The following is a 23,935-nucleotide window of genomic DNA, read 5'->3' as shown; positions in this document are numbered from 1 at the left end:
ATCACGCCTCCACCGGCTCGTCGGGGCGGGCGACGTCGAGACCGGCCAGAGTGGCCAGCACCCTCTCGGCGGTGGGGTCGCTGAGCTCGTCCACGATCCGACCGTCGGCGAGGAAGACGACCCGGTCGGCGTGGGCGGCGGCCACGGGGTCGTGGGTGACCATGACGATCGTCTGGCCCAACGTGCAGGTGGCCTGGCGCAAGAACCTCAGCAGCGCCGCGCCGGAACGCGAGTCGAGGTTGCCGGTCGGCTCGTCGGCGAAGACCAGTTCGGGGCGGGCGATCAGTGCCCGGCCGACGGCGACCCGCTGCTGCTGGCCGCCGGAGAGCTGGCCGGGACGGTGATCGAGCCGGTCCTGCAGGCCGAGCATGTGCACCAGCTCGTCCATCCAGGCCCGCTCGGCTCGCTTGCCGGCGAGGGTGAGCGGCAAGGTGATGTTCTCCGCGGCGCTCAGCGCCGGGATCAGGTTGAACGCCTGGAAGACGAAGCCGAGCCGCTCGCGCCGCAGCAGGGTGCGCTCGCGCTCGGTCAGCGTGCTCAGGTCGGTGCCGCCGACGAACACGCGGCCGGCGTCGATGCCGTCCAGGCCTGCGAGGGCGTGGATCAGGGTGGACTTGCCCGACCCGGACGGGCCCATGACGGCGGTGAACTCCCCCGCTGCGATGGCAACGCTCGCCGAGTCGAGGGCACGGACGGCGGTCTCGCCGCGGCCGTAGGTCTTCACCACGTCGACCGCGCGGGCCGCGATCGGAGGCACGGGCTGCGGCGGTGGGGCGAACTGCTGGTCGGTGACGGTCATGGTCTCTCCTGCGGAGGCGGGTCGCCGAGGCGGCGAGCGGGTCAGTGTGGCGAGCGGGTCAGTGCGGCGAGCGGATCGGGGTGGTGACGGCGGCGTTCAGGGGCGGGGCCCGCCGGGGGCGCCGCCAGGGCCGGGGTGCGGGCTGCGTCGCCCGGCTCGCCCGGGACGGGAGCTGGTGGGCGACCCGGGCGTGGCAGGGCTCAGGGCTACGGCACGAGGGCGTAGCCGGCCTCGTCGACGGCGGCGGCGATGTCGGCGCGGTCGACTGGGCAGGCGGCGGTGACGGTGACGGTGCCGGTGGCCAGGTCGACGGTGACGGTCTCGACGCCGTCGACGGCCGCGATCTCCTCGATGACCGCGCGCTGGCAGTGCGCGCAGGTCATGCCGGTGACGGTGAAGGTGGTCGAACCGATGAAGGTGCGTGGCGTGCCGGAGAGCATGGGAACTCCTCGAAGGCTGGTCGTGCGGTCGGTGATGAGGATCGCCGCGGCCGGTGGGGCGTCTCACCGGTGAAACCACCGGGATCACGATCACGGGACCCGCCCGTTGCGGCCGGTACGGTTCCGCTCGTGCTGGCCGGACGAGATGCCGAACGCGCGGCGATCGCCGCCCTGCTCGACGCCGCGCGCAGCGGGACCGGCGGCGCGCTGGTCGTCCGCGGCGTGGCCGGTTCGGGGAAGTCGGCGCTGCTCGCCGACGCCCTGGCCGGCGCCGAGGACCTGCGGGTACTGCGCACCTGCGGTGTGGAGTCGGAGTCGCCACTGGCCTTCGCCGCGCTGCAGCGGCTGCTGTGGCCGCTGCGCGGCCGCCTCGACGCGCTGCCCACGCCGCAACGAGGAGCCCTGCGCGCCGCGCTCGGCGAAGCCGCGGGTTCGGGCGATCGGTTCCTGGCCTTCCTCGGCACGCTGAGCCTGCTCGCGGACGCAGCCGAGGACACCCCGCTCGTCGCCGTCGTCGACGACGCGCACTGGCTCGACGACGCTTCGGCCGCCGCCCTGCTGTTCGCCGCCCGCCGGCTGCAGGCCGAGCGCGTGGCGCTGGTGTTCGCCGCCCGCGACGCTGACGCGCGCCGGTTCGACCCCGGCGATCTGCCGACCGTCGTGCTCGGCGGCGTGAGCGGGCAGGACGCTGACGCGCTGCTGCGAGCACGCACGGGCGGCGACATCGACCCGGCGGTGCGCGACCAGCTGGTCGCGGGCACCGGCGGCAACCCGCTGGCCCTGGGCGAGCTGGCCGGCGTGCTCACCGCCGAGCAGCTGGCCGGCCGAGAACCCCTGCCGAACCCGCTGCCGCTGACCGGCGGGGTCGAGCGCGCCTTCCTGAACCGCGCCCGGCGCCTCGACGAGTCCGCCCAGCGCTTCCTGCTCGTCGCCGCCGCCGACGACACCGCCCGCCTGCCCGTCGTCCTGGATGCCGCCGAGGAGCTCGGCGCCAGAGACGAGGCCCTGGACGCGGTGGAGCGAGCAGGCCTCATGCGCGTCGACGGGGACGTCGTCGCGCTCTACCACCCCCTGGTGCGCTCGGCGGTCTACCGGGCCGCCACCAGCGCGCAGCGACGCGCCGCCCACCGAGCGCTCGCCGACGTGCTGTCCGAGGACCCGGATCGGCGGGCATGGCACCTGGCGGCCGCGGCCGACCGGCCGGATCAGACGGTGGTCGACGCGCTCGACGCCGTCGCCGAACGGGCTGCGAGCCGCGGCGGGCACGAGGCTGCCGCCGCCGCCTGGGCGCGTGCCGCTGAGCTGACCGGTGGTGGCGAGGCACGGGGCCGTCGGCTGTACCTCGCCGCGTCGTCCAGCTGGCTGGGGGCGCACCCGTCCCGGGCAGCGGCACTGGCGAGCGCGGCTGCGGCCGACGTCACCGAGCCCTCGCTGCGCGCGCGGCTGCTCACGCTGCGGGGGCAGATCGAGTGGAACACCCGCTCGATCGACGACGGCTACGACTACGTCGTGCAGGCCGCGCAGGCCGCGGCGTGCGTGGACGAGGCACTGGCCCAGCAGTTGGCGATGCTCGCCGCCTCGCTGGCCTCGTTCGGTGCCCGCTCCCCGCGGGAGTTCGACCCCGCCGCGCTGGTCCCCGCACCGGCTCCGGACGCCCCTGCCCGCGTGCGGGCCGCCGCCGCCCTCCTGCAGGGTTTTCGCGCCGCCGGCTGCGAGGACTGGGCCACCGCGGCCGGCTGCTTCCGCAACGCCTTCGCCCTCACGGACGACGAGCCGGTGGACGACCACGTGCTGCAGCCCAACCTCGGCGTCGCGGCGATGCTGATCGACGACGACGAGCGCGGAGTGCGGCTGCACCAGCAGCAGCTGACCGCCGCCCGCAGCGCCGGCGCGCTGAGCATGGTCGAGCACGCCCTCACCCGCGGAGCGCAGTTCCAGATCGCCACCGGGGCGTGGTCGCAGGCGGCCGGCGCCGCGACCGAGGCGCTGACGTTGAGCGCGGGCACGGGCCACGCGGGGCTGACGGCACTGCCGACCGCGCAGCTGGCCGTGCTCGCCGCGCTGCGCGGGGACGACGCCGCCGAACGGCACATCGCCGAGGTGGCGGCGATCCGGGACGCGCACCCGGTCGGGCTCACCGACTTCATCGTCGTCGACCTGGTGCAGTGGGCGCGGGGGCTGCGTGCCCAGCAGCCGGCGTCCGCGCTGCACCACCTGGAGCAGATCAGCTCCCCGGGGTTGCGACGCACGGCCGCCCTGGACCGCCTCGAGGCCGCGCTCCGCACCGGCCGTGAAGACCTCGCCCGCCGCTGGCTGGACGAGCTGGAGGTGTTCGCCACGGGAACGCGCGCGCCGGCCGCGGTCGCCGTCGTCGAACACGGCCGTGCCCTGCTCTCCGACAGCGGCGGAGCCGAGGAGCACTTCCACCGCGCCCTCGCTGCCCACGCCGCGTCGCTGCGGACGCCCGATCGGGCCCGCACTGAGCTGGCCTTCGGTGAGCACCTGCGCCGCGCGCGACGCCGGGTGGATGCCAGGGAGCACCTGCGCACCGCCTTGGCGCTGTTCGAGGACCTCGGCGCCGTCGCGTGGGCGGAGCGCGCCGCTCAAGAGCTGCGCGCTTCCGGTGAGACAGCCCGCCGCCGTGACGTCTCCACCGCCACCGACCTGACCGCACAGGAACGCCAGGTCGCCGGACTGGTCCGGCAGGGTCTGTCCAACCGGGACGTCGCGGCGCGGTTGTTCGTCTCCCCCCGCACCGTGGACTTCCACCTGCGCAACGTGTTCAGCAAGCTCGGTGTGAGCTCCCGCGCCGAGCTCACCGCTCTGCCGCTGGACTGACGTGCGGTCCAGCGGGAGCGCTCCGACCCCCGTGTGCCCGACCGCCGACCTGGCGGTTCTCCCGGCGTGAGGCCACCGGCCCGCTCCTAGCGTTCGAGCCGGCCCCGGCCCGGACGAAGGAGCTCTTCATGACCCCCACCACCGCGGCGGTGCCGGAGTTCACGAACCGCCGCCCCGGCCGGGGCGGCGCGCTGGCCTGGATCAGCGCCTGGTGCGTCCTGCTCACCGTCGGCCTCGACTGACCGCCCGCACCCGCCGCCACACCCCGCCGGTCATCGCCGTGCCCGGGGTTCCGCCTCACCCGCCGTCGCCTCGCCTGGAGATCCCCGTGCCCACACGTCCGTCCGTCCCCACGCACCCGTCCGTGCCCTCGCCTGCTGGTGACCGTGAGGTCCTCGACGTGCTCGTCGTCGGCGCCGGTCAGGCCGGCCTCGCCCCCGGCCGGCACCTCACCGGCCGCGGGGTGAACTTCCTGCTGCTGGACGCCGGCCCGCAGATCGGGCACGCCTGGCGCTGCCGCTGGGACTCCTTGCGGTTGTTCAGCCCCGCCCAGTACGACGCACTGTCCGGCCTGCCGTTCCCCGCGCCGGCCGACACCCACCCCAGCAAGGACGACGTCGCCGACTACCTCGCCGGCTACGCCGCCCACTTCGCGCTACCGGTGCGGCTGAACTGCCCGGTGCTGCGGCTGCACCGCGACGCCGACGGCACCTTCGCGGCCACCACGCCTGCCAGCACCCTGAGCGCGAAGCAGGTCGTCGTCGCCACCGGCGCCCTCCACAGCCCGCACGTGCCCGCGATCGCCGCCCGGCTGGACCCGGGCGTGCCGCAGCTGCACAGCGCCGAGTACCGCAACCCGGCCCAGCTGCCCGGCGCCGGCCGGGTGCTGGTGGTCGGTGCGGCCAACTCCGGCTTGCAGATCGCCGCCGAACTGGGCGCTGTCCAGCCGGTCAGCGTCGCGGTCGGCTCCCGGCCGACCGAGCTGCCCCAGCGCATCGCCGGCCGCGACGTGTTCTTCTGGCTCACCGGGTCCGGGTTCTTCACCGTGCCCGCGCACACCCGCATCGCGCGGCGGCTGCGCGAACGCGGTGACCTGGTCATCGGCACCCGCAGCCGCCGGTTGCGCCGGCGCGGGGTCGACTTCCGGCCGCGGCTGACCGGCCTCACCGGGCGCACCGCCACCTTCGCCGACGGCAGCACCCTCGCTGTCGACGCGGTCGTCTGGGCCACCGGCTACCGCCCCGACCACTCCTGGCTGCACGTGCCCGGCGTCATCGACGGTGCCGGCACCGTTCGCCACGAGGCCGGGGTCACCGGTGTGCCCGGCCTGTACTTCCTGGGCCTGCCCTGGCAGAGCTGCCGCGGCTCGGCGCTGCTGGGCTTCGTCGGCGCCGATGCCGCCACCTTGAGCGCGCGCATGGCCGCCGACGCACACCGCCCGTGGCAACGCCACGCACCCCGGCACGAGCCGATCCCGCACGAGCCAGCCCCGCATGCGCCGGCGAGCGCCGTGGTGAACGGGAGGAGCCGGTGAGCACCCACCGCACTGGGCGCTGCGTGCCCCGCCGGCGGCGGGTGGGGATGCTCGCCGGTGTGCTGGCGGCCGCGGCCGGTGAGGTCGCCGCGTGCGCGAGCGAGCGTGGGCGCTCGCCGTCGTCGGGGTTGGCGCGCGGGCTGGTCGATGCCGCGCCGGCGGTGCTCGTCGATGCCGGTGTCGCTCTGGTCGGGCGTGCCGACAAACCCGGCCTCGCCGTGCTCGCCGCCGGTGCCAGTGCCCTGGCCGCGGCTGCCGGTGGGCACCTGGCCGAGCACCGCCCGGTGCTGGGTGCCGCTGTGGCGGGCGCACCGCATGCGCTCGGTAGCTTCCTGGCGCTGCGCCGTGGGGACGCCTCAGCGCCCGGCACGATCGCCGCAGCAGCCGTGGGGGTGCTGGTCTCCGCCACCGCGGTCGTCCCCTTGCGGGCGCGCCCGCGCCCGGTGCTCACCACGGCACGCGCCGGAACGACACGAGCCAGCGCAACGACTCGCGGTGCAACGACTGGCACCGCAGCGGCAGTGGGCGCAGCAGCGATGGTCACTGCTGCTGGCGCGAGCGGGTCTGCTGCACGATCAGGTGGCACCGTGACCCGCTCGTGCCAGACCCCGGGTTGAGGATGTGGCCCGAGCATCACGCACACCGAGCGTTGCTCCTTGTGGTCAATCGGTGACCGGTGAGCGATGCTGGTCGAGTGAGCACGAGGCCTCTCGGTCGGAGGAGTGGTGGAACCACGGCGATGCGCGCGAGTGGGGGCGGGTCCTCGAAGGTCGTGGCTGGTGCCGGCACGCTGCTGATGAGCGTGGTTCTGGGTGCAGCCTCCCCCCCTTCCGCTGCCGCTGCCGCTGCGCCGACAACGATTGCGTCGGCTGCGGTAACCGTCACCCGACTGGCCGGTGCGGATCGGTACGCCACGGCGGCGGCCATCGCCCGCGCCACCTTCCCTCCGGGGCCCTACTTCACGGCCGACGTCGTCGTAGCGCGCGGTGACGCCTTCCCCGACGCGCTGTCCGCGGTGAACCTCACCGGAAGGCGGTACGGGGGCCCAGCCTCCCTGCTGCTGACCGAGCGCGATCGACTGCCGGCTGACAGTGCCGCCGTCGTGGACGCCTCCCACTACGTCCACGGCTTCATCGTGGGGGCCGCCGGCGTGGTCGGGGACGCGGTCGCCGACCGGGTAGCCGCCGCGCAAGAACATCCGGGAGTCATTCGCGTGGGCGGTGCGGACCGCTACGAGACCAACGCGGCTGCCTACCGCATCGCCTACGACGAGGAGGCTGACATTCCGGCGTCGGTGGACGGGCAGCGGACCGCTCTCCTCGTCAGCGGCACCAGCTACGCCGACGCCATCAGCGCCGGGCCGGTCGCCTCCGAGGAGCGGTTGCCGCTGCTGCTGAGCGAGCCGACGACGCTCTCGGGCACGGTCGAGGACATCTTGACCACCCGCGGCAGGGGCATCACCCAGGTGGTCGTGGTGGGCGGCCCGCAGGCGGTCTCCGAGCAGGTCGTGGCGCAGTTGGAGGCCATGGGCCTGACCGTGCGCCGCGTCGCCGGCGCCGACCGGCAGGCGACGTCGGTGGCGATGTTCGACTTCGCTGCGCAGGAGTTCGGCTGGACACCTCAACACGTCACCCTGGCCCGCGGTGACGCCTTCGCCGACGCCGTGGCCGGAGCCACGCGTGCCGGCCGCCGGCACGCGCCGATGCTGCTCACCACCGGACCCGATGACCTGGGTGGCGCTGCACGCGCCTTCCTCAACACCCACGCCGGTGAGGTCAGCACCCTGGAGGTGCTCGGCGACCAGTCGGCGGTCTCCGATGCGGTCGTCGCCGACGCGGTGAACGCCGTCACCAGGTGATCGACCGGGAGAGCGACGTCCAGTGCTGCGGCACCCCTGCGCGGCACGGCACGTCGATCAGTTCCTCAGCGCGGTGCGGGGCGACCGAACAGGCCCAGCGCCCCGCTGGTCAGGCGCACCACCACGACGCCACCACGCCCCGTCAGCAAGGCTCACGACCCAGGGTGGAGTGAGTCGTCAGTGCTCCCGTCACCTCCTTGACCGCCATGCGAGGGCTGGCAGTCCACCGCCGCCGGCATCACTGACTTCCCCTGTGCACCGATGATCTGGAGTGGTGTCGTCACCGGCGGCGGCTGGACGCCGGGCAGCGCTGACAGGACGACCGCGAACACGCACGAGAGCCCGGCCGGGGATCCCCGGCCGGGCTCTCGTGCGTGCCCGCGGTCGTTCGCGGATCCGGAGCTTCAGCGCACGCCGCCCCGGCGCTTGTTGTAGACGTCGAACGCCACCGCCAGCAGCAGCACGAGGCCCTTGATGACCTGCTGGAGCGACTGGTCCACGCCCAGCAGCTGCATGCCGTTGGAGATGACGCCGACCAGGAGGCCACCGATCATGGCCCCGGTCACCTTGCCGACGCCGCCGGTGACGGCCGCCCCGCCGATGAAGGCCGCGGCGATGGCGTCGAGCTCGAAGCTGTTGCCGGCGCCGGGCTGGGCGCCGTTGGAGCGCGAGGAGAAGATGACACCGGCGACCGCGGCGAGGAAGCCCATGTTGACGAAGATCCAGAAGTTCACCCGCCGGACGTTCACGCCGGACAGCTGGGCGGCGGCGAGGTTGCCGCCGATCGCGTACACCTGGCGGCCGAACACCGAGGACTTCATCACGAGCGAGTAGGTCAGGATGAGGACCGCGAGGATGATCAGGACGATCGGCATGCCGCGGCTGTTCGCCAGCTGCCAGGCGAAGGCCATGACCACCGCAGCGACGGCGATGATCTTCAGCACGAACATCGGCATCGACTCGACGCTCTGCTGGTAGCGCACCCGGGCGATCCGGTTGCGGACCTGGCTGACGGCGTAGCCGGCGACGGCCAGCGCACCGATGAACAGGGTGAACGCGTCGTACCCGTAACCGCCCATGAGGCCGTTGATGAACCCGGTGGCGATCTCGTTGTACCCACCGGGGAACGGCGACAGCGAGACGTTGTCGAGCACGTAGTACGTCAGGCCGCGGAAGAGCAGCATGCCGGCCAGCGTCACGATGAACGCGGGGATGCCGACGAACGCGACCCAGAAGCCCTGCCAGGCACCGATGGCGAGGCCGACACCGAGGGCGGCGAGCACGCCCACCCACCACGGCTGGCTGGAACCGATGACGAGCTGTGCGGAGACGGCTCCCGTCAACGCCACCACCGAACCGACCGAGAGGTCGATGTGGCCGGCGACGATGACGATGACCATGCCGATGGCCAGCACCAGCACGTACGAGTACTGCAGGACGATGTTGGTGATGTTGCCCGGGCTCAGGGACAGCCCGTCGGTCAGGAACGCGAACAGGAGCACCACGACCACGAAGGCGATGTAGATGCCGCTCTCGCGCAGGTTGTCCGTGATCGAGCGGAAGGGGTTCGCAGGGCCCGAGCGCGGCGCCGGGGGTTTCGAGGGCAGGCTCCCCGGGGCCGTGCCCTTGTTGAGGAGGTCGCCGGAACCGCTCATGCGGAGTGCTCCTGGTGGTCGTCGGTGGAGGGGGTGTGCGCGCCGGCCCGCGCCGGCGTCTTGTCCTTGGTCATGAGGCTCATGAGCCTCTCCTGCGTCGCCTCGGCGACCGGCAGCTCACCGGTGATCCGGCCGGCGGACAGGGTGTAGACCCGGTCGCAGATGCCGAGCAGCTCCGGCAGTTCGGAGGAGATCACGATGACGGCCTTGCCGGCCGCCACGAGGCGGTTGATGATCGTGTAGATCTCGTACTTGGCGCCGACGTCGATGCCGCGCGTCGGCTCGTCGAGGATCAGGACCTCCGGGTCGGAGTAGATCCACTTCGACAGCACGACCTTCTGCTGGTTGCCACCGGACAGCTTGCCCGTCAACGCCATGACGGTGGGAGCCTTGATGTTCATGCTCCGCTTGCTGTCCTCGGCGACGCGGATCTCCTCGTGCGCGTTCACGAAGCCGCCGGTGGCCAGCTTGCCCAGCGCCGCGGCGGAGATGTTCCGCTTGATGTCGTCGATGAGGTTCAGGCCGTACTTCTTGCGGTCCTCGGTCGCGTAGGCGATGCCGTGCTTGATGGCCTGGCGCACGGAACGGGCCTCGATCGGCTTGCCGTGCATGTAGAGCTGCCCGCCCAGGTAACGGCCGTAGGAGCGGCCGAACACGCTCATGGCGAGTTCCGTGCGCCCGGCGCCCATGAGGCCGGCGATGCCGATGACCTCACCGGCACGCACGGACAGGTTCGCGCCGTCGACGACGCGGCGGTCCTGGGTGGGGTGCCCGACCGTCCAGTCCTCGATGCGGAACACCTCCTCGCCCGGGTTCGACTCGCGCTCGGGGAAACGGCTGTCCAGGTCCCGGCCCACCATGCCCCGGATGATGCGGTCCTCGGTGACGGCGTCCGCGCGCATGTCGAGGGTCTCGATGGTCTGCCCGTCGCGGATGATGGTGACGGCGTCCGAGATGGCCTCGATCTCGTTGAGCTTGTGCGAGATCATGATGCTCGTCATACCCTCGGCCCGCAGCTGGCGGAGCAGGCCCAGCAGGTGCTCGGAGTCGTTGTCGTTGAGCGCGGCCGTCGGCTCGTCGAGGATGAGGAGCCGGACGTCCTTGCTGAGCGCCTTGGCGATCTCGACGAGCTGCTGCTTGCCGACACCCAGCTGCCCGATGGGAGTCATCGGGTTCTCGTCCAGGCCGACGCGCTGCAGCAGCCTGGACGCCTCGCCGTTGGCGCGGTGCCAGTTGATCAGGCCCGAGCGCCCGCGGACCTCGTTGCCGAGGAACAGGTTCTCGGTGATGGACAGGTACGGCACGAGGGCGAGTTCCTGGTGGATGATGGCGATGCCGGCCCGCTCGCTGTCGGAGATCCCGCCGAAGCGGGACACCTGCCCGTCGAAGACGATGTCGCCCTCGTAGGTGCCGTACGGGTACACGCCCGACAGGACCTTCATGAGGGTGGACTTGCCGGCGCCGTTCTCGCCGCAGATGGCGTGCACCTCACCGCGCCGCACCGACAGGGAGACGCCGGAGAGCGCCTTCACACCGGGGAAGGTCTTGGTGATGGAACGCATTTCCAGGATGTTGTCGGTCATCGGCGCGCCGTCGTCCTCGCTCGGGGAACCGTGCGGGCGCGAACGCGCCCGCGGTGGTCTGGGGGGTGGTCAGCACGGTTCGTCCCCGCCGCGGGACGCGACGGGGACGAACCGTGAACTGGCGGAGGGTCAGCCGGCCTGGCCGGTGTCGACCTCGGCCTGGCTGTAGTACTCGGTGTCCACCAGGGTCTCGACGATGTTGTCCTTGGTGACGATCTGGGACTCCAGCAGGTACGCGGGCACGACCTTGACGCCGTTGTCGTACGTGGTGGTGTCGTTCGCCTCGGGCTCCTCGCCGTCCAGCATCGCCTCGGCCGCGGTCACGGCCTGCTCGGCGAGCTTGCGGGTGTCCTTGAAGATGGTCGAGTACTGCACGCCGTCGTTGATGAGCTTGACGGAGGCGATCTCGGCGTCCTGGCCCGTGATGATGGGCATGGGCTTCTCGGCGCTGCCGTAACCGGCGTTCTGCAGGGCGGTGATGATGCCGCGGGAGATGCCGTCGTAGGGCGAGAGGACGCCGTCGACCTTGCTGCCGTCGTTGTAGGCGGAGGTCAGCAGGTCCTCCATGCGCTTCTGGGCGGTCTCCTGCTGCCAGCGCAGGGTCGCTGCCTGGTCGATCGTGGTCTGGCCGGACTTCACGACGACCTGGCCGGAGTCGATGAACGGCTGGATGACGCTCATCGCGCCGTTCCAGAAGAACTGGGCGTTGTTGTCGTCCAGCGAGCCCGCGAAGAGCTCGACGTTGAACGGGCCGGTGGCGGTGCCCGGGGAACCGTCCTCGTTCAGCAGGCCCAGGCCCGTCAGCAGGGAGGTGCCCTGCTGCACGCCGACGTTGAAGTTGTCGAAGGAGACGTAGAAGTCCACGTCGCCGCTGCCGCGGATGAGGCGGTCGTAGGAGATGACCGGGATGCCGGCGGCCTTCGCGGCGGCGAGCTGGCTGCTCAGCGCGGTGCCGTCGATGGCGGCGACGATCAGCAGGTCGTCACCCTTGGTGATCATCTGGTCGATCTGCTGGGACTGCGTGGGGATGTCGTCGTTGGCGTACTGCAGGTCGACCTTGTACCCGGCCTCCTCGAGGCCCGCCTTGACGTTGTTTCCGTCGGCGATCCACCGCTCGGAGGTCTGGGTCGGCATCGCGACGCCGACGGTGATGTCGCCGTCAGCGGCACCGCCGGAACCGGAGGTGCCGGAACCGGCACCCTCGCCGCCGCAGGCGGAGACGGTCAGGACCAGACCGGCAGCGAAGGCTGCCAGGTAGCGACGAGTGATCACGGGGGAACTCCTCTGTACCTCGTGAGTGCCGCGGACGTGCAGGTTCGCGACGTGTGCTGGGGGGCGCCGGCGAGCGGCGCGGGGCACTCGCCCGAGCGGGCTTCCTCGTCCCGTTCGACAGCGGCAAGTGGTTGGACTCGAACATTGTTAACGTTAGCACTCGAGGCCGTCAAGCACGTCACCCGTCGGGAGCAGCGGTGTGGGGGAACCCGTCCGGTACCGGTGCGGACCGTCGCGCGGTGGGTATCCTGACGCCTCCGGGAGCAGTGCCCTCCCCGCCGCGCGCCGACCCCGCACGTGGACGTGCCGGCCGCTCCCCCGCTCCCCCGCTCTCCCGTGTCCCGCACGGCCACAGGCAGGAAACGAAGATGAGTCCTCCCGCGGACCCGGCGTCGACGCCGGGCGAGGGAACGCGCACACCGGTCCTGGCGGACGTCGCCGAGCTCGCCGGGGTGTCCCAGCAGACGGTCTCGCGCGTGGTGCGCGGCTCGGGCTCGGTGGCCCGCCGCACCCGCGAGCGCGTCGAGCAGGCGATCGCGGAACTGGGGTACCAGCCCAACGCGGCCGCACGGGCGCTGGTGACGCGCCGCTCGCACCGCATCGGTGTCGTGGCGGCCAGCACGTCCCTGTACGGGCCGGCGCTGACGCTGGTGGGCGTGCAGGAGGCCGCGCGCGCAGCCGGCTACTCGGTGACGGTCGTCATGGTCAGCGACCTGCTGCCGGCCACGGTGAGCGAGGCGTTCCAGGAGCTGCGCGGGCAGTCCGTGGACGGGGCGATCGCGGTGGTGCCCGAGGACGCCTCCCAGGCGGCCGTGGCCGCCGCGGACGCGACGTTCCCGTGCGTGCTGGCGCCCGGCCTGGACGGTGCGGGTGTGCCGGACGCCTACTGGAGCGAGGTGGCGGCCGCCCGCGCGGTGACCGAGCACCTGCTGGACCTGGGGCACCGCACGGTGCACCACGTGGGGGGCCCCGTGGACTGGGCGGAGTCGCGGGCGCGGTCCACCGGCTGGCGCACGGCGCTGGTCGAGGCGATGCGGGTGGTGCCGCGGCCGGTGCGCGGGGACTGGACGGCGGCGTCCGGTTACCGGGCGGGACGGGAGGTGCTGGCGGCGGGCGCGACGGCGGTCTTCTGCGGCAACGACCACATGGCGATCGGGGTGGTACGCGCCCTCACCGAGGCCGGGCTGTCGGTGCCCGGTGACGTCAGCGTCGTCGGTTTCGACGACGTGCCCGAGGCCGCGTACCTGAACCCGCCGCTGACGACGGTGCACCAGGACTTCACGGAGATCGGCCGGCGCTGCGTGCGGGTCCTGCTGGGGAGGCTGAACCGGCGGGTGGTGGAGCCGGGAGCGGTCACGCCCGAGCTGGTCGTGCGGCAGAGCACGGGTCCCGCACCGGTGGTGGCCAGCGCGGCGCCGAGGGAGGACGCCCCCCGCTCCCCCGTGCCCGGCTGAGGGGCGCACCACCCGCCGACGCGCGAGGGCCCCGACCGGACGTGCCGGTCGGGGCCCTCGTGCGTCAGCGGGGTGGCCGGGACCGTGCGTGCACGGTCCCGGCCGGGTGGATCACTGTCCGCCGGTCAGCTTCTCGCGCAGAGCCGCCAGGGCCTCGTCGGACGCGAGGGTGCCCGCGGCCTCCGGAGCCTCGGAGGTGTACGAGGACGGAGCGGAACCGCTGCCGCTGCCGCCACCCGTGGTGCTGCTCGCGCTCGCGGCGGCGGGGACGCCCTCGGCCTCGGCGCGCGCCTCGGCCTCCGCCTGCTCGGCGACCAGGCGACGGTGGGTCTCCCACCGCTCGTGGGCCAGGGCGTACTGCCCCTCCCACTCCTCGCGCTGCGCCTCGTACCCCTCGAGCCACTCGTTGGTCTCCGGGTCGAAGCCCTCGGGGTACTTGTAGTTGCCCTGCTCGTCGTAGTCGGCGGCCATGCCGTACAGCGAGGGGTCGAACTCGTCGCCGGCCGCGGCGAGCGCCTCGGTGGCCTGCTTCAGCGACAGCGAGATCCGGCGACGCTCCAGGTCGATGTCGATGACCTTGACGAAGATGTCGCTGTTGACCTGGACGACCTGCTCGGGCACCTCGACGTGGCGCTCGGCCAGCTCGGAGATGTGGACCAGGCCCTCGATGCCGTCGTCGACGCGCACGAAGGCGCCGAACGGGACGAGCTTGGTGACCTTGCCGGGGACGACCTGGCCGATCGCGTGCGTGCGCGCGAACTGCTGCCACGGGTCTTCCTGCGTCGCCTTCAGCGACAGGGAGACGCGCTCGCGGTCCATGTCGACGTCGAGGACCTCGACCGTGACCTCCTGGCCCACCTCGACGACCTCGCTGGGGTGGTCGATGTGCTTCCAGGACAGCTCGGAGACGTGCACGAGGCCGTCCACGCCGCCCAGGTCGACGAACGCGCCGAAGTTGACGATGGAGGAGACGACGCCGGAGCGGACCTGACCCTTCTGCAGGGTCGTGAGGAAGTTCTGGCGGACCTCGGACTGGGTCTGCTCGAGCCAGGCGCGGCGGGACAGGACCACGTTGTTGCGGTTCTTGTCCAGCTCGATGATCTTGGCTTCGATCGTCTTGCCCACGTAGGGCTGCAGGTCGCGCACGCGGCGCATCTCGACCAGCGACGCCGGGAGGAAGCCGCGCAGGCCGATGTCGAGGATGAGACCACCCTTGACGACCTCGATGACGGTGCCCTCGACGACCTCGTCGGCTTCCTTCTTGGCCTCGATCGTGCCCCAGGCGCGCTCGTACTGGGCGCGCTTCTTGGACAGGATCAGGCGGCCTTCCTTGTCCTCCTTCTGGAGGACCAGGGCCTCGACCTCGTCGCCGACGCCGACGACCTCGTTGGGGTCGACGTCGTGCTTGATCGAGAGCTCGCGCGAGGGGATGACGCCCTCGGTCTTGTAACCGATGTCGAGGAGGACCTCGTCACGGTCGACCTTCACGATGGTGCCGGAGACGATGTCACCGTCGTTGAAGTACTTGATGGTGGCATCGACCGCTGCGAGGAAGTCCTCAGCCGATCCGATGTCGTTGATCGCGATCTGAGGGGTGGCGCTCGCCGGAGCGGTCGTCGTGGTCGTCATGGAGGTAGGGACTCCGTCAGGGACACTCGTAGGGGCACGCCCGGGGGTTCCCGGCCGTCACGCGCAGCCGTTCTCGGGCCGTGTGGTGAGAACCGGAGGCGGACGCGCGCTGTCCCAGCCTACTCGCGCCCGTGCACGCAGGCAAAGCACCCCGTGCTGTCCGCGCGGCCCCGGCCCGCGAGCGCCCGCTGGGACGATGGGGTGGTGAGCGGTGACGTGGGCGACGGGGTGGACGGCGCGTTCGGGGTGGGGCGGCGCGAGGTGGGGCCGGCGGAGACGGTCGCGGCCCAGCGGCGCTGGTGGGACGCGGAGGCGGTGGGGTACCGGGCCGAGCACGGTCCGTTCCTGGGGGACGCGCGGGCGGGCTCGGACCTGGTGTGGGGTCCGGAGGGGCTGCGCGAGGAGGACGCGGGGCTGCTGGGGGACGTGGCCGGCCGTCGGGTGCTGGAGGTGGGTGCGGGGGCGGCGCAGTGCTCGCGGTGGCTGGCCGGGCGGGGTGCGCTGGTGGTGGCCTCGGACCTGTCGGCGGGGATGCTGGCGCAGGCGGTGGCGGCGGACGCGGAGGCGGGGGTGCGCACTCCCCTGCTGCAGTGCGACGCGCGGGTGCTGCCGTTCGCGGACGGGGTGTTCGACGTGGTGTTCACCTCGTACGGGGCGCTGCCGTTCGTGGCGGACGCGGAGCGGGTGCTGGGCGAGGTGGGGCGGGTGCTGCGGCCGGGTGGGCGGTTCGTGGGGAGCGTGCCGCACCCGGTGCGGTGGGCGTTGCCGGACGTGCCGGGGGCGGAGGGGTTGCGGGTGCACCACTCCTACTTCGACCGGCGGCCGTACGTGGAGTCGGAGACGGACGGTGCGGGGCGGGCGCGGGTGACGTACGTGGAGCACCACCGGACGGTGGGTGACTGGGTGCGGCTGGTGCGGGGTGCGGGCCTGGTGGTGGAGGACCTGGTGGAGCCGGAGTGGTCGGCCGGGGAGGCGGTGTGGGGCGGGTGGAGCAGGCTGCGCGGTGAGCTGGTGCCGGGGACGCTGGTGCTGGTGTGCTCCCGCCCTGCGGCGAGCGCGGCCGGCGGCTGAGGTGGGCACCCGCGGGTGCCCACCGGTGCGGCGGGGCCGGGGTGGTGGGTGGTCAGTGACCGGCCTCGTGCCAGGAGCGGCCGGCGCCGACGGAGACGTCGAGGGGGACGGCGAGGTCGGCGGCGCCGGCCATGGTGCGGCGCACGAGGTCCTCGAGCTGCTCGCGCTCGCCGGGGGCGACCTCGAGGACGAGTTCGTCGTGGACCTGCAGCAGCAGGCGTGAGCGCAGGCCCTCCTCGCGCAGGCCGCGGTCGAGGTCGAGCATGGCGACCTTGATGATGTCGGCGGCGGAGCCCTGGATGGGGGCGTTGAGGGCGGCGCGCTCGGCCATCTCGCGGCGCTGGCGGTTGTCGCTGGTGAGGTCGGGCAGGTAGCGGCGCCGGCCCATGATGGTCTCGGTGTAGCCGTCGCGGCGGGCCTGCTCGACGACGCCGTGGAGGTAGTCGCGCACGCCGCCGAAGCGGGCGAAGTAGTCGTCCATGAGGCCGCGCGCCTCCTCGGTGGTGATCTTCAGCTGGTTGGACAGGCCGAAGGCGGACAGGCCGTAGGCCAGGCCGTAGGACATCGCCTTGATCTTGGCGCGCATGTCGGGGGTGACGTCGGCGGGTTCGACGCCGAACACGCGGCTGCCGACGAAGCGGTGCAGGTCCTCGCCGGAGGTGAAGGCGGCGATGAGGTCGGCGTCGCCGGACAGGTGCGCCATGATCCGCATCTCGATCTGGGAGTAGTCGGCGGTCAGCAGGCTGTCGTAGGCGGTGCCGTCGGCGCCGCGGCCGACGACGAAGGCGGCGCGGATGCGGCGGCCCTCGTCGGTGCGGATGGGGATGTTCTGCAGGTTGGGGTCGGTGGAGCTCAGGCGGCCGGTGGCGGCGATCATCTGCTGGAAGGTGGTGTGCACGCGGCCGTCGTCGGCGACGGACTTGCGCAGGCCCTCGACGGTCTGGCGCAGGCGCGAGGCGTCGCGGTGCTCCAGCAGGTGCTGCAGGAAGGGGTGCTCGGTCTTGACGTAGAGGGAGGCCAGGGCGTCGGCGTCGGTGGTGTAGCCGGTCTTGGTGCGCTTGGTCTTGGGCATGCCCAGCTGCTCGAAGAGGACGGTCTGCAGCTGCTTGGGTGAACCGAGGTTGATCTCGGTGCCGATGACCTCGTGCGCCCGGGTCTGGGCGTGGGCGACGCGGTCGGCGAAGTGCTGCTCCAGCTCGGCGAGCAGGTCGCCGTCGACGGCGATGCCGACGCGTTCGGCGCGGGCGAGGACGTCGACGAGGGGCAGCTCGACGTCGTGCAGGAGACGGGTGCCGCCGCGGGTCTCCAGCTCGGCGGCGAGGACGTCGGCGAGCTCGGTGACGGCGAGGGCGCGGACCATGGCGTCCTGGGCGCGGGCGTGCCGGTCGGCGCCGAGGGGGCCGTCGGGGGTGTCGAGGGAGAGCTGCTCGTCGGCGTCGGCGGCGGGTGCGCCGGTGCCGGTGGTGCCCTCGGCGCGCAGCTCCCGCTTGAGGTGGCGCACGGCGAGGTCGGCGAGGTCGTAGCTGCGCTGGTCGGGCCGGCACAGGTAGGCGGCCAGGGCGGTGTCCATGACGAGGCCGGCCAGGGTCCAGCCGCGGGCGGCGAGCGCGTGGCTGGGGCCCTTGACGTCGTGGGCGACCTTGGGGGCGTCGGGGTCGGCCAGCCAGGTGGCCAGGGCGCGCTCGTCGTCGTCGGTGAGGGTGGTGGGGTCGATGAGGGCGGCGACGCCGTCGGCGCCGGCGAGCGCCAGGGCGGTGACGTCGCCGGTGCCGCGCGACCACTGCCCCACCACGTGCAGGCCGGTGCGTGCGGTGGCGTGCTCGGTGAGCCAGGCGGCGACCTCGCCGTCGAGGAGGATCGCGCCGTCGACGCCGAAGCCGGCCTCGGCCTCGGGCTCGGCGGTCTCGAGGGTGGCGAAGAGGCGGTCGCGCAGGACCCGGAACTCCAGGCCGTCGAAGACGGTGTGGACCTGTTCGCGGTCCCAGGTGCGGCGCACGAGGTCGTCGGGGGTGACGGGCAGGTCCAGGTCGCGCACGAGGGCGTTGAGGCGGCGGTTGCGGATGACGCCGTCGAGGTGGGCGCGCAGGTTCTCCCCCGCCTTGCCCTTGATGCGGTCGGCGTCGGCGATGACGCCGTCGAGGCCGTCGTGGGCGGTGATCCACTTGGCGGCGGTCTTGGGGCCGACACCGGGCACGCCGGGGAGGTTGTCGCTGGTCTCGCCGACGAGGGCGGCGAGGTCGGGGTAGCGCTGGGGGGGCACGCCGTAGCGCTCCTGGACGACGTCGGGGGTCATGCGCAGCAGGTCGGAGACGCCCTTGCGGGGGTAGAGGACGGTGACCTGCTCGCGCACGAGCTGCAGGGCGTCGCGGTCGCCGGTGGAGATGAGGACCTCGTAGCCGGCGTCGACGGCGCGTTCGGTGAGGGTGGCGATGACGTCGTCGGCCTCGTAGCCCTCGACCTGCACGACGGGTACGCGCAGGGCGGCGAGGACCTCCTTGACGAGGTCGACCTGGCCGCGGAAGGCGTCGGGGCTGGCGAGGCGCTGGGCCTTGTAGTCGGGGTAGGCCTCGGTGCGGAAGGTGGTGCGGGAGACGTCGAAGGCGACGGCGAGGTGGGTGGGCTCCTCGTCGCGCAGGACGTTGATGAGCATGGAGGTGAACCCGTAGACCGCGTTGGTGGGCTGGCCGGTGCTGGTGGCGAAGTTCTCCACGGGCAGGGCGTAGAAGGCCCGGTAGGCCAGGGAGTGGCCGTCGACGAGGAGCAGGCGGGGGCGGGTGCCGGGGGCGCTGCCGCCCGTGCTGCTACCGGTGGTGCGGCGGGACGTCGGCGCGGGCGCTGGGGTCACGCCGGTCAGGGTAGCCAGGGGGTCGGACCGGCCGGGTGCGGGCGCGGCCGAGCCCCGGGGTGCCCGGGGTGCCCGGTGGCCGGGTCGCCGCTCAGGCGACCGGGGTGGCTCCGGGCACCTCGCCCGCGCCGGGCAGCGGCACGGTCCCCGTGGTGCCGGTGGGGGTGGTGGGCGTGGTGGGCGCGGTGGCTGCTCGGGCCAGGCGGACGCGCAGGGAGCGGCGGCGGGCGACGACTCCGCGGGGGTCGGCGGTGGCACCGGCGGGGCCGTCGAGGGCCAGCCGGCGGCGCAGGACGGTCAGCGGCGCGGCGCGGCGCACGACGACGGGGGCGAAGCCCAGGCGGGTCAGGTAGCGGGTGTAGTCGCGGTCGCCGGGCAGCGCGGTGCAGGCGAGCTGCTCGGCGCCCTCGGCCTCGGCGAGCAGCACCGCCCGGCGCAGCAGGGCGCGCCCGACGCCGCGGCGGCGGTGCTCGGGGACCACGTGCACGTGCTCGACGCTGGGGCCGGTGCGGCCGGCCAGGGGCAGCAGCTGGGCGCGGGTCAGCAGGGCGTACCCGGCCGGTTCGCCGGCCACGGTGGCCAGGAGCACGCGCGCGGTGCCCTCGTCCAGGGCGCGGACCAGTCGGGTGCGCACGTGGTCGACGGGGGCGCGCAGCTGCCCGGCGTCGAAGCGCGCCGAGGCGTACAGGCGCATCAGGGTGTCCACGTCGGTGAGCGCGGCTTCGCGCACCAGCACGACAGGTCTCGGCACGGCGTCCTCCTCGAACGGACCGGGCCCGGGCCTCCGGTCACCGCGCTCGCGGCTGCAGGGACCATAGGGCCTGACGGGTCGCGGCGGAAGGTCCGCGCCGGCGCCGCGGTCCGACGGCGCGAGCGCTCTCACCCGGCCGGGTCAACGGTGTGGACGGGGGGTGCCCGCGGTGGCACCGGGCGGGCGCGGGAGCCCCGGCGCGCGGTGCGCGCCGGGGCGTGGCGGAGACCGGGACGGGACCCGGTCCCCTGAGCTGCTCAGGGGCGGTCGTCACCGGCGTTGATGACGGTGGTGGCGACCTCGCGCATGGTCAGGCGCTTGTCCATCGACGTCTTCTGGATCCACCGGAAGGCCTCCGGCTCCGTCATGCCGAACTGGGTCTGCAGCTTCGACTTGGCGCGGTCGACCAGCTTGCGGGTCTCGAAGCGGTCGGCGAGGTCGGCGACCTCGTCCTCCAGCGCCATGATCTGCTGGTGGCGGCTGACGGCGATCTCCACCGCGGGCAGCAGGTCGGCGGAGGTGAACGGCTTGACGACGTACGCCATGGCGCCGGCGTCGCGGGCGCGCTCGACGAGCTCCGCCTGCGAGAACGCGGTCAGCAGCACCACCGGGGCGATGCGGGCCTTGACGATGCGCTCGGCCGCGGAGATGCCGTCCAGGACGGGCATCTTGATGTCCATGACGACCAGGTCGGGCTTGTGCTCCTCGGCCAGGGCGACCGCCTGCTCACCGTCACCGGCTTCGCCGACGACGTCGTAGCCGGCCTCCCGCAGCATCTCCACGATGTCGAGGCGGATGATCGCCTCGTCCTCCGCGACGACCACCCGGCGGGCGGTCGTGGGTGCGGTCGCGGCGGTGTCAGGAGTGTTCGTCACGCCCTCATCCTAGTGGTCGCCGCCCACCGCGCCGGAGCCGCACCGCCCGCGCCGTCGGCGGCACCCGCGCAGCGGCCGGGCGCGGGCGGGCCGGTAGGGTGGCCCCGCCGCTCGACGCACCCGCTGCGGGGGCGGCGCGCCCCGGTAGCCCAACCGGCAGAGGCAATCGACTCAAACTCGATCCAGTGTGGGTTCGAATCCCACCCGGGGCACCGCACGAGGCACGCGCGCAGGCGCGACGAGGGGGACGGACCGGCCGGTCCGTCCCCCTCGTCGCGCGTGGGGCGCTCGCCCCCGCGGGGTCCGCTGGTGCCGGGCCCCTCACGCGTAGGCGGAGGAGACCCCTGCCGTGGCGTCGCCGATGCGGTGCACCCGCACCGCGTTGGTCGAGCCGACGATCCCCGGGGGGGCGCCGGCGACGATGACGACGAGGTCGCCCTCGGAGCAGCGGCCCATCTCCTGCAGCCGGGCGTCGACGGCCTTGACCATCTCGTCGGTGGTGCTGATGAACGGCGCGTGGTGGGCGTCGATGCCCCAGCTGAGCGCCAGGCGCCGGCGCGTGCCGTGGTCGGGGGTGAACGCCAGCAGCGGGATCTGCGAGCGCAGCCGGGACAGGCGGCGGGCGGAGTCCCCGGACTGGGTGAAGGTCACCAGCAGCTTCGCCCCCAGCTGGCTGCCGATCTCGGCGGCGGCCAGGGTGATGGCGCCGCCCTTGGTGTGCGGCGTGGTGCCCAGGGGGGCGATGCGCTCGGCGCCGTGGGTCTCGGTGTTGTCGATGATGCGGGCCATGGTGCGCACGGCCTCGTAGGGGAAGGCCCCCACGCTGGTCTCGCCCGAGAGCATCAGCGCGTCCGCGCCGTCGAGGACGGCGTTGGCGCAGTCGGACGCCTCCGCGCGCGTGGGGCGCGGGTTGGTGATCATCGAGTCGAGCATCTGGGTGGCGACGATGACGGGCTTGGCCTGCCGGCGGGCGAGCTCGACGGCGCGCTTCTGGACGAGGGGGACCTCCTCCAGCGGCAGCTCCACACCCAGGTCGCCGCGGGCGACCATGATGCCGTCGAAGGCGGCGACGATCTCGCGCAGGTTCTGCACCGCCTGCGGCTTCTCCACCTTGGCGATGACGGGGACGGTGACGCCCTCCTCGTCCATGACGCGCCGCACGTCGTCGGCGTCGGCGGCCGAGCGCACGAAGGACAGGGCGACCATGTCCACGCCCAGCGACAGGGCGAAGCGCAGGTCCTCGACGTCCTTCTCGGACAGGGCGGGCACGCTGACGGCGACGCCGGGCAGGTTGATGCCCTTGTTGTTGCTGACCGGGCCGGGCACGCTCACGCGGGTGACCACGCGGGGCCCGTCGACGGCGGTGACCTCCAGGCCGACCTTGCCGTCGTCGATGAGGATGCTGTCGCCGACGGAGACGTCACCGGGCAGACCCGCGTAGGTGGTGGAGCACACCTCGCGGGTGCCCACGACGTCCTCGGTGGTGATGGTGAAGACGTCACCGATCGCGAGGTCGTGGGGGCCGTCCGCGAAGCGGCCCAGGCGGATCTTGGGGCCCTGCAGGTCGGCGAGGATGCCGACCGAGCGGCCGCTGGCCTCCGCCGCGGCGCGCACCCCCTCGAAGTTGGCCCGGTGCTCGTCGTGGGAACCGTGGCTGAGGTTCATCCGGGCGACGTCCATCCCGGCGTCCACCAGGGCCCGCAACCGCTCGGGGCCGCCCACTGCGGGTCCGAGGGTGCAGACGATCTTCGCTCTGCGCATGCCCCCGACCCTATGCCGCCGGTGGTGCGGCGCGCGCCGCGGGGCGCGCCGCCGGTGCGCGCGCGACCGGCCCGTCACGTCCCGCTCACGCGCCCGTCACCTGCCGGGGTGCCCGGCAGGTGCCCGGGAGGGGTCCTCGTGCCCGCGCACCCCCTCCCGAGGTGCGCGCTCGTGCGGCTGGTCCATGCTGGCTGCCATGACGACGGGAACGGGAGCGGGTGGCGACGACGTGGTGCTGGGGACCGCGGTGGACCGGGAGATCGACGAGCTGATCGAGCAGGGCGTGGCGGACCTGGAGCACGAGTACGCCGTCTACGTGCGCCTGCACGCGGACGCCGACTGGCCGCGCGGGGCGCTGCAGGAGCTGGTGGCCGCGCTGCGCACCGCGCACCCGCGCATCGAGTCGGTGGACGCGCCCGAGCACGACGTGGTCATCAGCGTCGACGGGGACGGCCTGGACGCCGAGAGCGCCGCGCAGCGGGCGCTGGCGAAGGTCGAGGAGGCCGCGACCGAGCGGGGCCTGGCCGGGCACGCCGCGGACGTGACCGTGATCAGCGACTCGGCGGTGTGGGTGTACGACCGCGAGGCCGTCGCCGGCTGGTGAGCCCCGCCCGGCGGACCGGTCCTCGCGGTCGCGCCGGGTGCACGAGCGCGCGAGCCCGCGAGGGGCCGGTGCACGGGTCGCAGCGGGGTTCAGGGCGGGGTTCAGGGCGGGGTTCAGGGCGGGGTTCAGGGCGGGAGGAGCCGGGTGCCGCAGGTGGACCACCCCGAGGTGGAGACGGTCGTGCCGAGCACGTGGGCGCAGCTGCAGGACCTGCTGTTCTCCGAGCCGTGGCCGCAGCGGGCGGGCCGGTACCACTCCAACGTGGTGCACCGGGGCCTGCCGTGCGCGGGGTACGGGCTGGTGACGTCGGTGCAGCGGCTGGGGCGCGTCGAGCGCGAGACGGACCTGCTGCGCAACTTCCGCAAGTACTCGCGGGTGCCGTTCGGCCACCAGGAGAGCGACTGGGAGTGGCTGACGCTGGCGCAGCACCACGGGCTGCCCACCCGGATCCTGGACTGGACGTACTCGCCGCTGGTGGCCCTGCACTTCGCCACGGCGGACGTGCGGCGCCACGACGAGGACGGGGCGGTGTGGAGCGCGGATTTCGTCGCCGCGCACGAGCGGCTGCCCGGGCAGGTGCGCGAGGCGCTGCGGGCCTCGGGGGGAACCGCGTTCACCGTGGATCTGCTGGGGCAGGTGGCGCCGACCCTGGCGCGCTTCGACGCCCTGGACCCCGAGCCGTTCATGGTGTTCTTCGAGCCGCCGTCGCTGGACGAGCGGATCGTCAACCAGTACGCCAGCTTCTCGGTGCTCTCCTCCGCGCACGAGCGGCCCGACGCGTGGCTGGCGCGCGCCGAGCCGCCGCTGGTGCGCAAGCTGGTGGTGCCGGCGGCGCTGAAGCCGCTGGTGCGCGAGCGCCTGGACCAGGCCAACATCACCGAGCGGGTGCTCTTCCCCGGTCTGGACGGGTTGAGCCGGTGGCTGACGCGGTACTACTCCAGCCCGCCGCGCTGGTGAGCGCGGCCG

18 protein-coding genes and 1 tRNA gene are annotated in these 23,935 nt (G+C 73.4%); 9 read left to right on the top strand and 10 right to left on the bottom strand.

Annotation, left to right across the window (positions count from 1 at the left end):
• Window position 1 precedes the first annotated feature (1 nt).
• Both V9U69_RS06680 and V9U69_RS06675 read right to left on the bottom strand, forming a co-directional pair.
• Window positions 2-799 (bottom strand): ABC transporter ATP-binding protein, encoded by a 798-nt coding sequence (locus V9U69_RS06680; RefSeq protein WP_337060630.1) that lies wholly within the window; start codon window positions 797-799, stop codon window positions 2-4.
• Window positions 800-1,005: 206 nt separating this feature from the next.
• On the bottom strand, window positions 1,006-1,239 hold the full coding sequence (locus tag V9U69_RS06675; protein ID WP_337060629.1) for a heavy-metal-associated domain-containing protein: 234 nt from the start codon (window positions 1,237-1,239) through the stop codon (window positions 1,006-1,008).
• A gap of 129 nt (window positions 1,240-1,368) precedes the next feature.
• On the opposite strand from V9U69_RS06675, the gene V9U69_RS06670 reads away from it, so the two are divergent.
• The 4 genes from V9U69_RS06670 to V9U69_RS06655 all read left to right on the top strand — a co-directional run bounded on the left by V9U69_RS06670 (window position 1,369) and on the right by V9U69_RS06655 (window position 7,469).
• Window positions 1,369-4,077, top strand: a complete 2,709-nt coding sequence (locus tag V9U69_RS06670) for a helix-turn-helix transcriptional regulator (RefSeq protein ID WP_337060628.1) — start codon at window positions 1,369-1,371, stop codon at window positions 4,075-4,077.
• 364 nt (window positions 4,078-4,441) lie between these two features.
• Entirely contained in the window at window positions 4,442-5,611 is a 1,170-nt protein-coding gene (locus tag V9U69_RS06665; protein WP_337060627.1) for a flavin-containing monooxygenase, read from the top strand.
• Window positions 5,608-6,228 carry a hypothetical protein gene (locus tag V9U69_RS06660; RefSeq protein WP_337060626.1) on the top strand — a complete coding sequence of 207 codons (621 nt, stop codon included), beginning with the start codon at window positions 5,608-5,610 and terminating at the stop codon, window positions 6,226-6,228. The genes V9U69_RS06665 and V9U69_RS06660 overlap by 4 nt, the downstream gene beginning before the upstream one ends.
• Before the next feature lie 155 nt (window positions 6,229-6,383).
• On the top strand, window positions 6,384-7,469 hold the full coding sequence (locus tag V9U69_RS06655; RefSeq protein ID WP_337060624.1) for a cell wall-binding repeat-containing protein: 1,086 nt from the start codon (window positions 6,384-6,386) through the stop codon (window positions 7,467-7,469).
• Between the two features lie 404 nt (window positions 7,470-7,873).
• On the opposite strand, the gene mmsB is transcribed toward V9U69_RS06655, so the two are convergent.
• The 3 genes from mmsB to chvE form a co-directional block, all read right to left on the bottom strand.
• A complete protein-coding gene (gene mmsB, locus V9U69_RS06650) occupies window positions 7,874-9,124 on the bottom strand; it encodes a multiple monosaccharide ABC transporter permease (RefSeq protein ID WP_337060623.1) in 1,251 nt (416 codons plus the stop codon).
• Complete coding sequence (gene mmsA / locus V9U69_RS06645; protein WP_337060622.1) at window positions 9,121-10,707, bottom strand: multiple monosaccharide ABC transporter ATP-binding protein; 1,587 nt, start codon at window positions 10,705-10,707, stop codon at window positions 9,121-9,123. Before mmsA ends, mmsB begins: the two co-directional genes overlap by 4 nt.
• A gap of 129 nt (window positions 10,708-10,836) precedes the next feature.
• A complete protein-coding gene (gene chvE / locus V9U69_RS06640) occupies window positions 10,837-11,976 on the bottom strand; it encodes a multiple monosaccharide ABC transporter substrate-binding protein (protein WP_442907639.1) in 1,140 nt (379 codons plus the stop codon).
• 371 nt (window positions 11,977-12,347) lie between these two features.
• Here chvE and V9U69_RS06635 point away from each other — a divergent pair, with 371 nt between their 5' ends.
• Window positions 12,348-13,433 (top strand): LacI family DNA-binding transcriptional regulator, encoded by a 1,086-nt coding sequence (locus tag V9U69_RS06635; protein WP_337060618.1) that lies wholly within the window; start codon window positions 12,348-12,350, stop codon window positions 13,431-13,433.
• 111 nt (window positions 13,434-13,544) lie between these two features.
• On the opposite strand, the gene rpsA is transcribed toward V9U69_RS06635, so the two are convergent.
• Complete coding sequence (rpsA, locus tag V9U69_RS06630) at window positions 13,545-15,062, bottom strand: 30S ribosomal protein S1 (protein ID WP_337060616.1); 1,518 nt, start codon at window positions 15,060-15,062, stop codon at window positions 13,545-13,547.
• 204 nt (window positions 15,063-15,266) lie between these two features.
• Between rpsA and V9U69_RS06625 the strand changes: the two genes are divergently transcribed.
• Window positions 15,267-16,133, top strand: a complete 867-nt coding sequence (locus V9U69_RS06625; RefSeq protein ID WP_337060615.1) for a class I SAM-dependent methyltransferase — start codon at window positions 15,267-15,269, stop codon at window positions 16,131-16,133.
• Between the two features lie 52 nt (window positions 16,134-16,185).
• Here the strand turns inward: V9U69_RS06625 and polA are convergent, their stop codons facing one another.
• The 3 genes from polA to V9U69_RS06610 form a co-directional block, all read right to left on the bottom strand.
• Entirely contained in the window at window positions 16,186-18,978 is a 2,793-nt protein-coding gene (gene polA, locus V9U69_RS06620) for a DNA polymerase I (RefSeq protein WP_337060613.1), read from the bottom strand.
• A gap of 91 nt (window positions 18,979-19,069) precedes the next feature.
• Entirely contained in the window at window positions 19,070-19,729 is a 660-nt protein-coding gene (locus tag V9U69_RS06615; protein ID WP_337060612.1) for a GNAT family N-acetyltransferase, read from the bottom strand.
• A 257-nt stretch (window positions 19,730-19,986) separates the two neighbouring features.
• Window positions 19,987-20,604: an ANTAR domain-containing response regulator gene (locus V9U69_RS06610; RefSeq protein WP_337060610.1), complete on the bottom strand. Its 618-nt coding sequence runs from the start codon at window positions 20,602-20,604 to the stop codon at window positions 19,987-19,989.
• A gap of 138 nt (window positions 20,605-20,742) precedes the next feature.
• Here V9U69_RS06610 and V9U69_RS06605 point away from each other — a divergent pair.
• A tRNA-Leu gene (locus V9U69_RS06605) sits at window positions 20,743-20,816 on the top strand.
• 109 nt (window positions 20,817-20,925) lie between these two features.
• Here the strand turns inward: V9U69_RS06605 and pyk are convergent.
• The gene (gene pyk, locus V9U69_RS06600) at window positions 20,926-22,365 is read right to left on the bottom strand and encodes a pyruvate kinase (RefSeq protein WP_337060609.1); all 1,440 of its coding nucleotides are present in this window, start codon (window positions 22,363-22,365) and stop codon (window positions 20,926-20,928) included.
• Window positions 22,366-22,561: 196 nt separating this feature from the next.
• On the opposite strand from pyk, the gene V9U69_RS06595 reads away from it, so the two are divergent.
• Both V9U69_RS06595 and V9U69_RS06590 read left to right on the top strand, forming a co-directional pair.
• Complete coding sequence (locus tag V9U69_RS06595; protein WP_337060608.1) at window positions 22,562-22,969, top strand: hypothetical protein; 408 nt, start codon at window positions 22,562-22,564, stop codon at window positions 22,967-22,969.
• A gap of 144 nt (window positions 22,970-23,113) precedes the next feature.
• A complete protein-coding gene (locus V9U69_RS06590) occupies window positions 23,114-23,926 on the top strand; it encodes an FRG domain-containing protein (RefSeq protein WP_337060607.1) in 813 nt (270 codons plus the stop codon).
• Window positions 23,927-23,935: the final 9 nt, after the last annotated feature.

It is taken from the genome of Kineococcus sp. G2, assembly GCF_037154035.1.
Taxonomy (GTDB): Bacteria; Actinomycetota; Actinomycetes; order Actinomycetales; family Kineococcaceae; genus Kineococcus.
This window is presented reverse-complemented; position numbering and strand designations above follow the sequence as displayed.

Coding starts and splice junctions, on each gene's coding strand:
- V9U69_RS06680 (WP_337060630.1), bottom strand. CDS start 799: ATGACCGTCACCGACCAGCAGTTCGCCCCACCGCCGCAGCCCGTGCCT.
- V9U69_RS06675 (WP_337060629.1), bottom strand. CDS start 1,239: ATGCTCTCCGGCACGCCACGCACCTTCATCGGTTCGACCACCTTCACC.
- mmsB (WP_337060623.1), bottom strand. CDS start 9,124: ATGAGCGGTTCCGGCGACCTCCTCAACAAGGGCACGGCCCCGGGGAGC.
- mmsA (WP_337060622.1), bottom strand. CDS start 10,707: ATGACCGACAACATCCTGGAAATGCGTTCCATCACCAAGACCTTCCCC.
- V9U69_RS06635 (WP_337060618.1), top strand. CDS start 12,348: ATGAGTCCTCCCGCGGACCCGGCGTCGACGCCGGGCGAGGGAACGCGC.
- rpsA (WP_337060616.1), bottom strand. CDS start 15,062: ATGACGACCACGACGACCGCTCCGGCGAGCGCCACCCCTCAGATCGCG.
- pyk (WP_337060609.1), bottom strand. CDS start 22,365: ATGCGCAGAGCGAAGATCGTCTGCACCCTCGGACCCGCAGTGGGCGGC.
- V9U69_RS06595 (WP_337060608.1), top strand. CDS start 22,562: ATGACGACGGGAACGGGAGCGGGTGGCGACGACGTGGTGCTGGGGACC.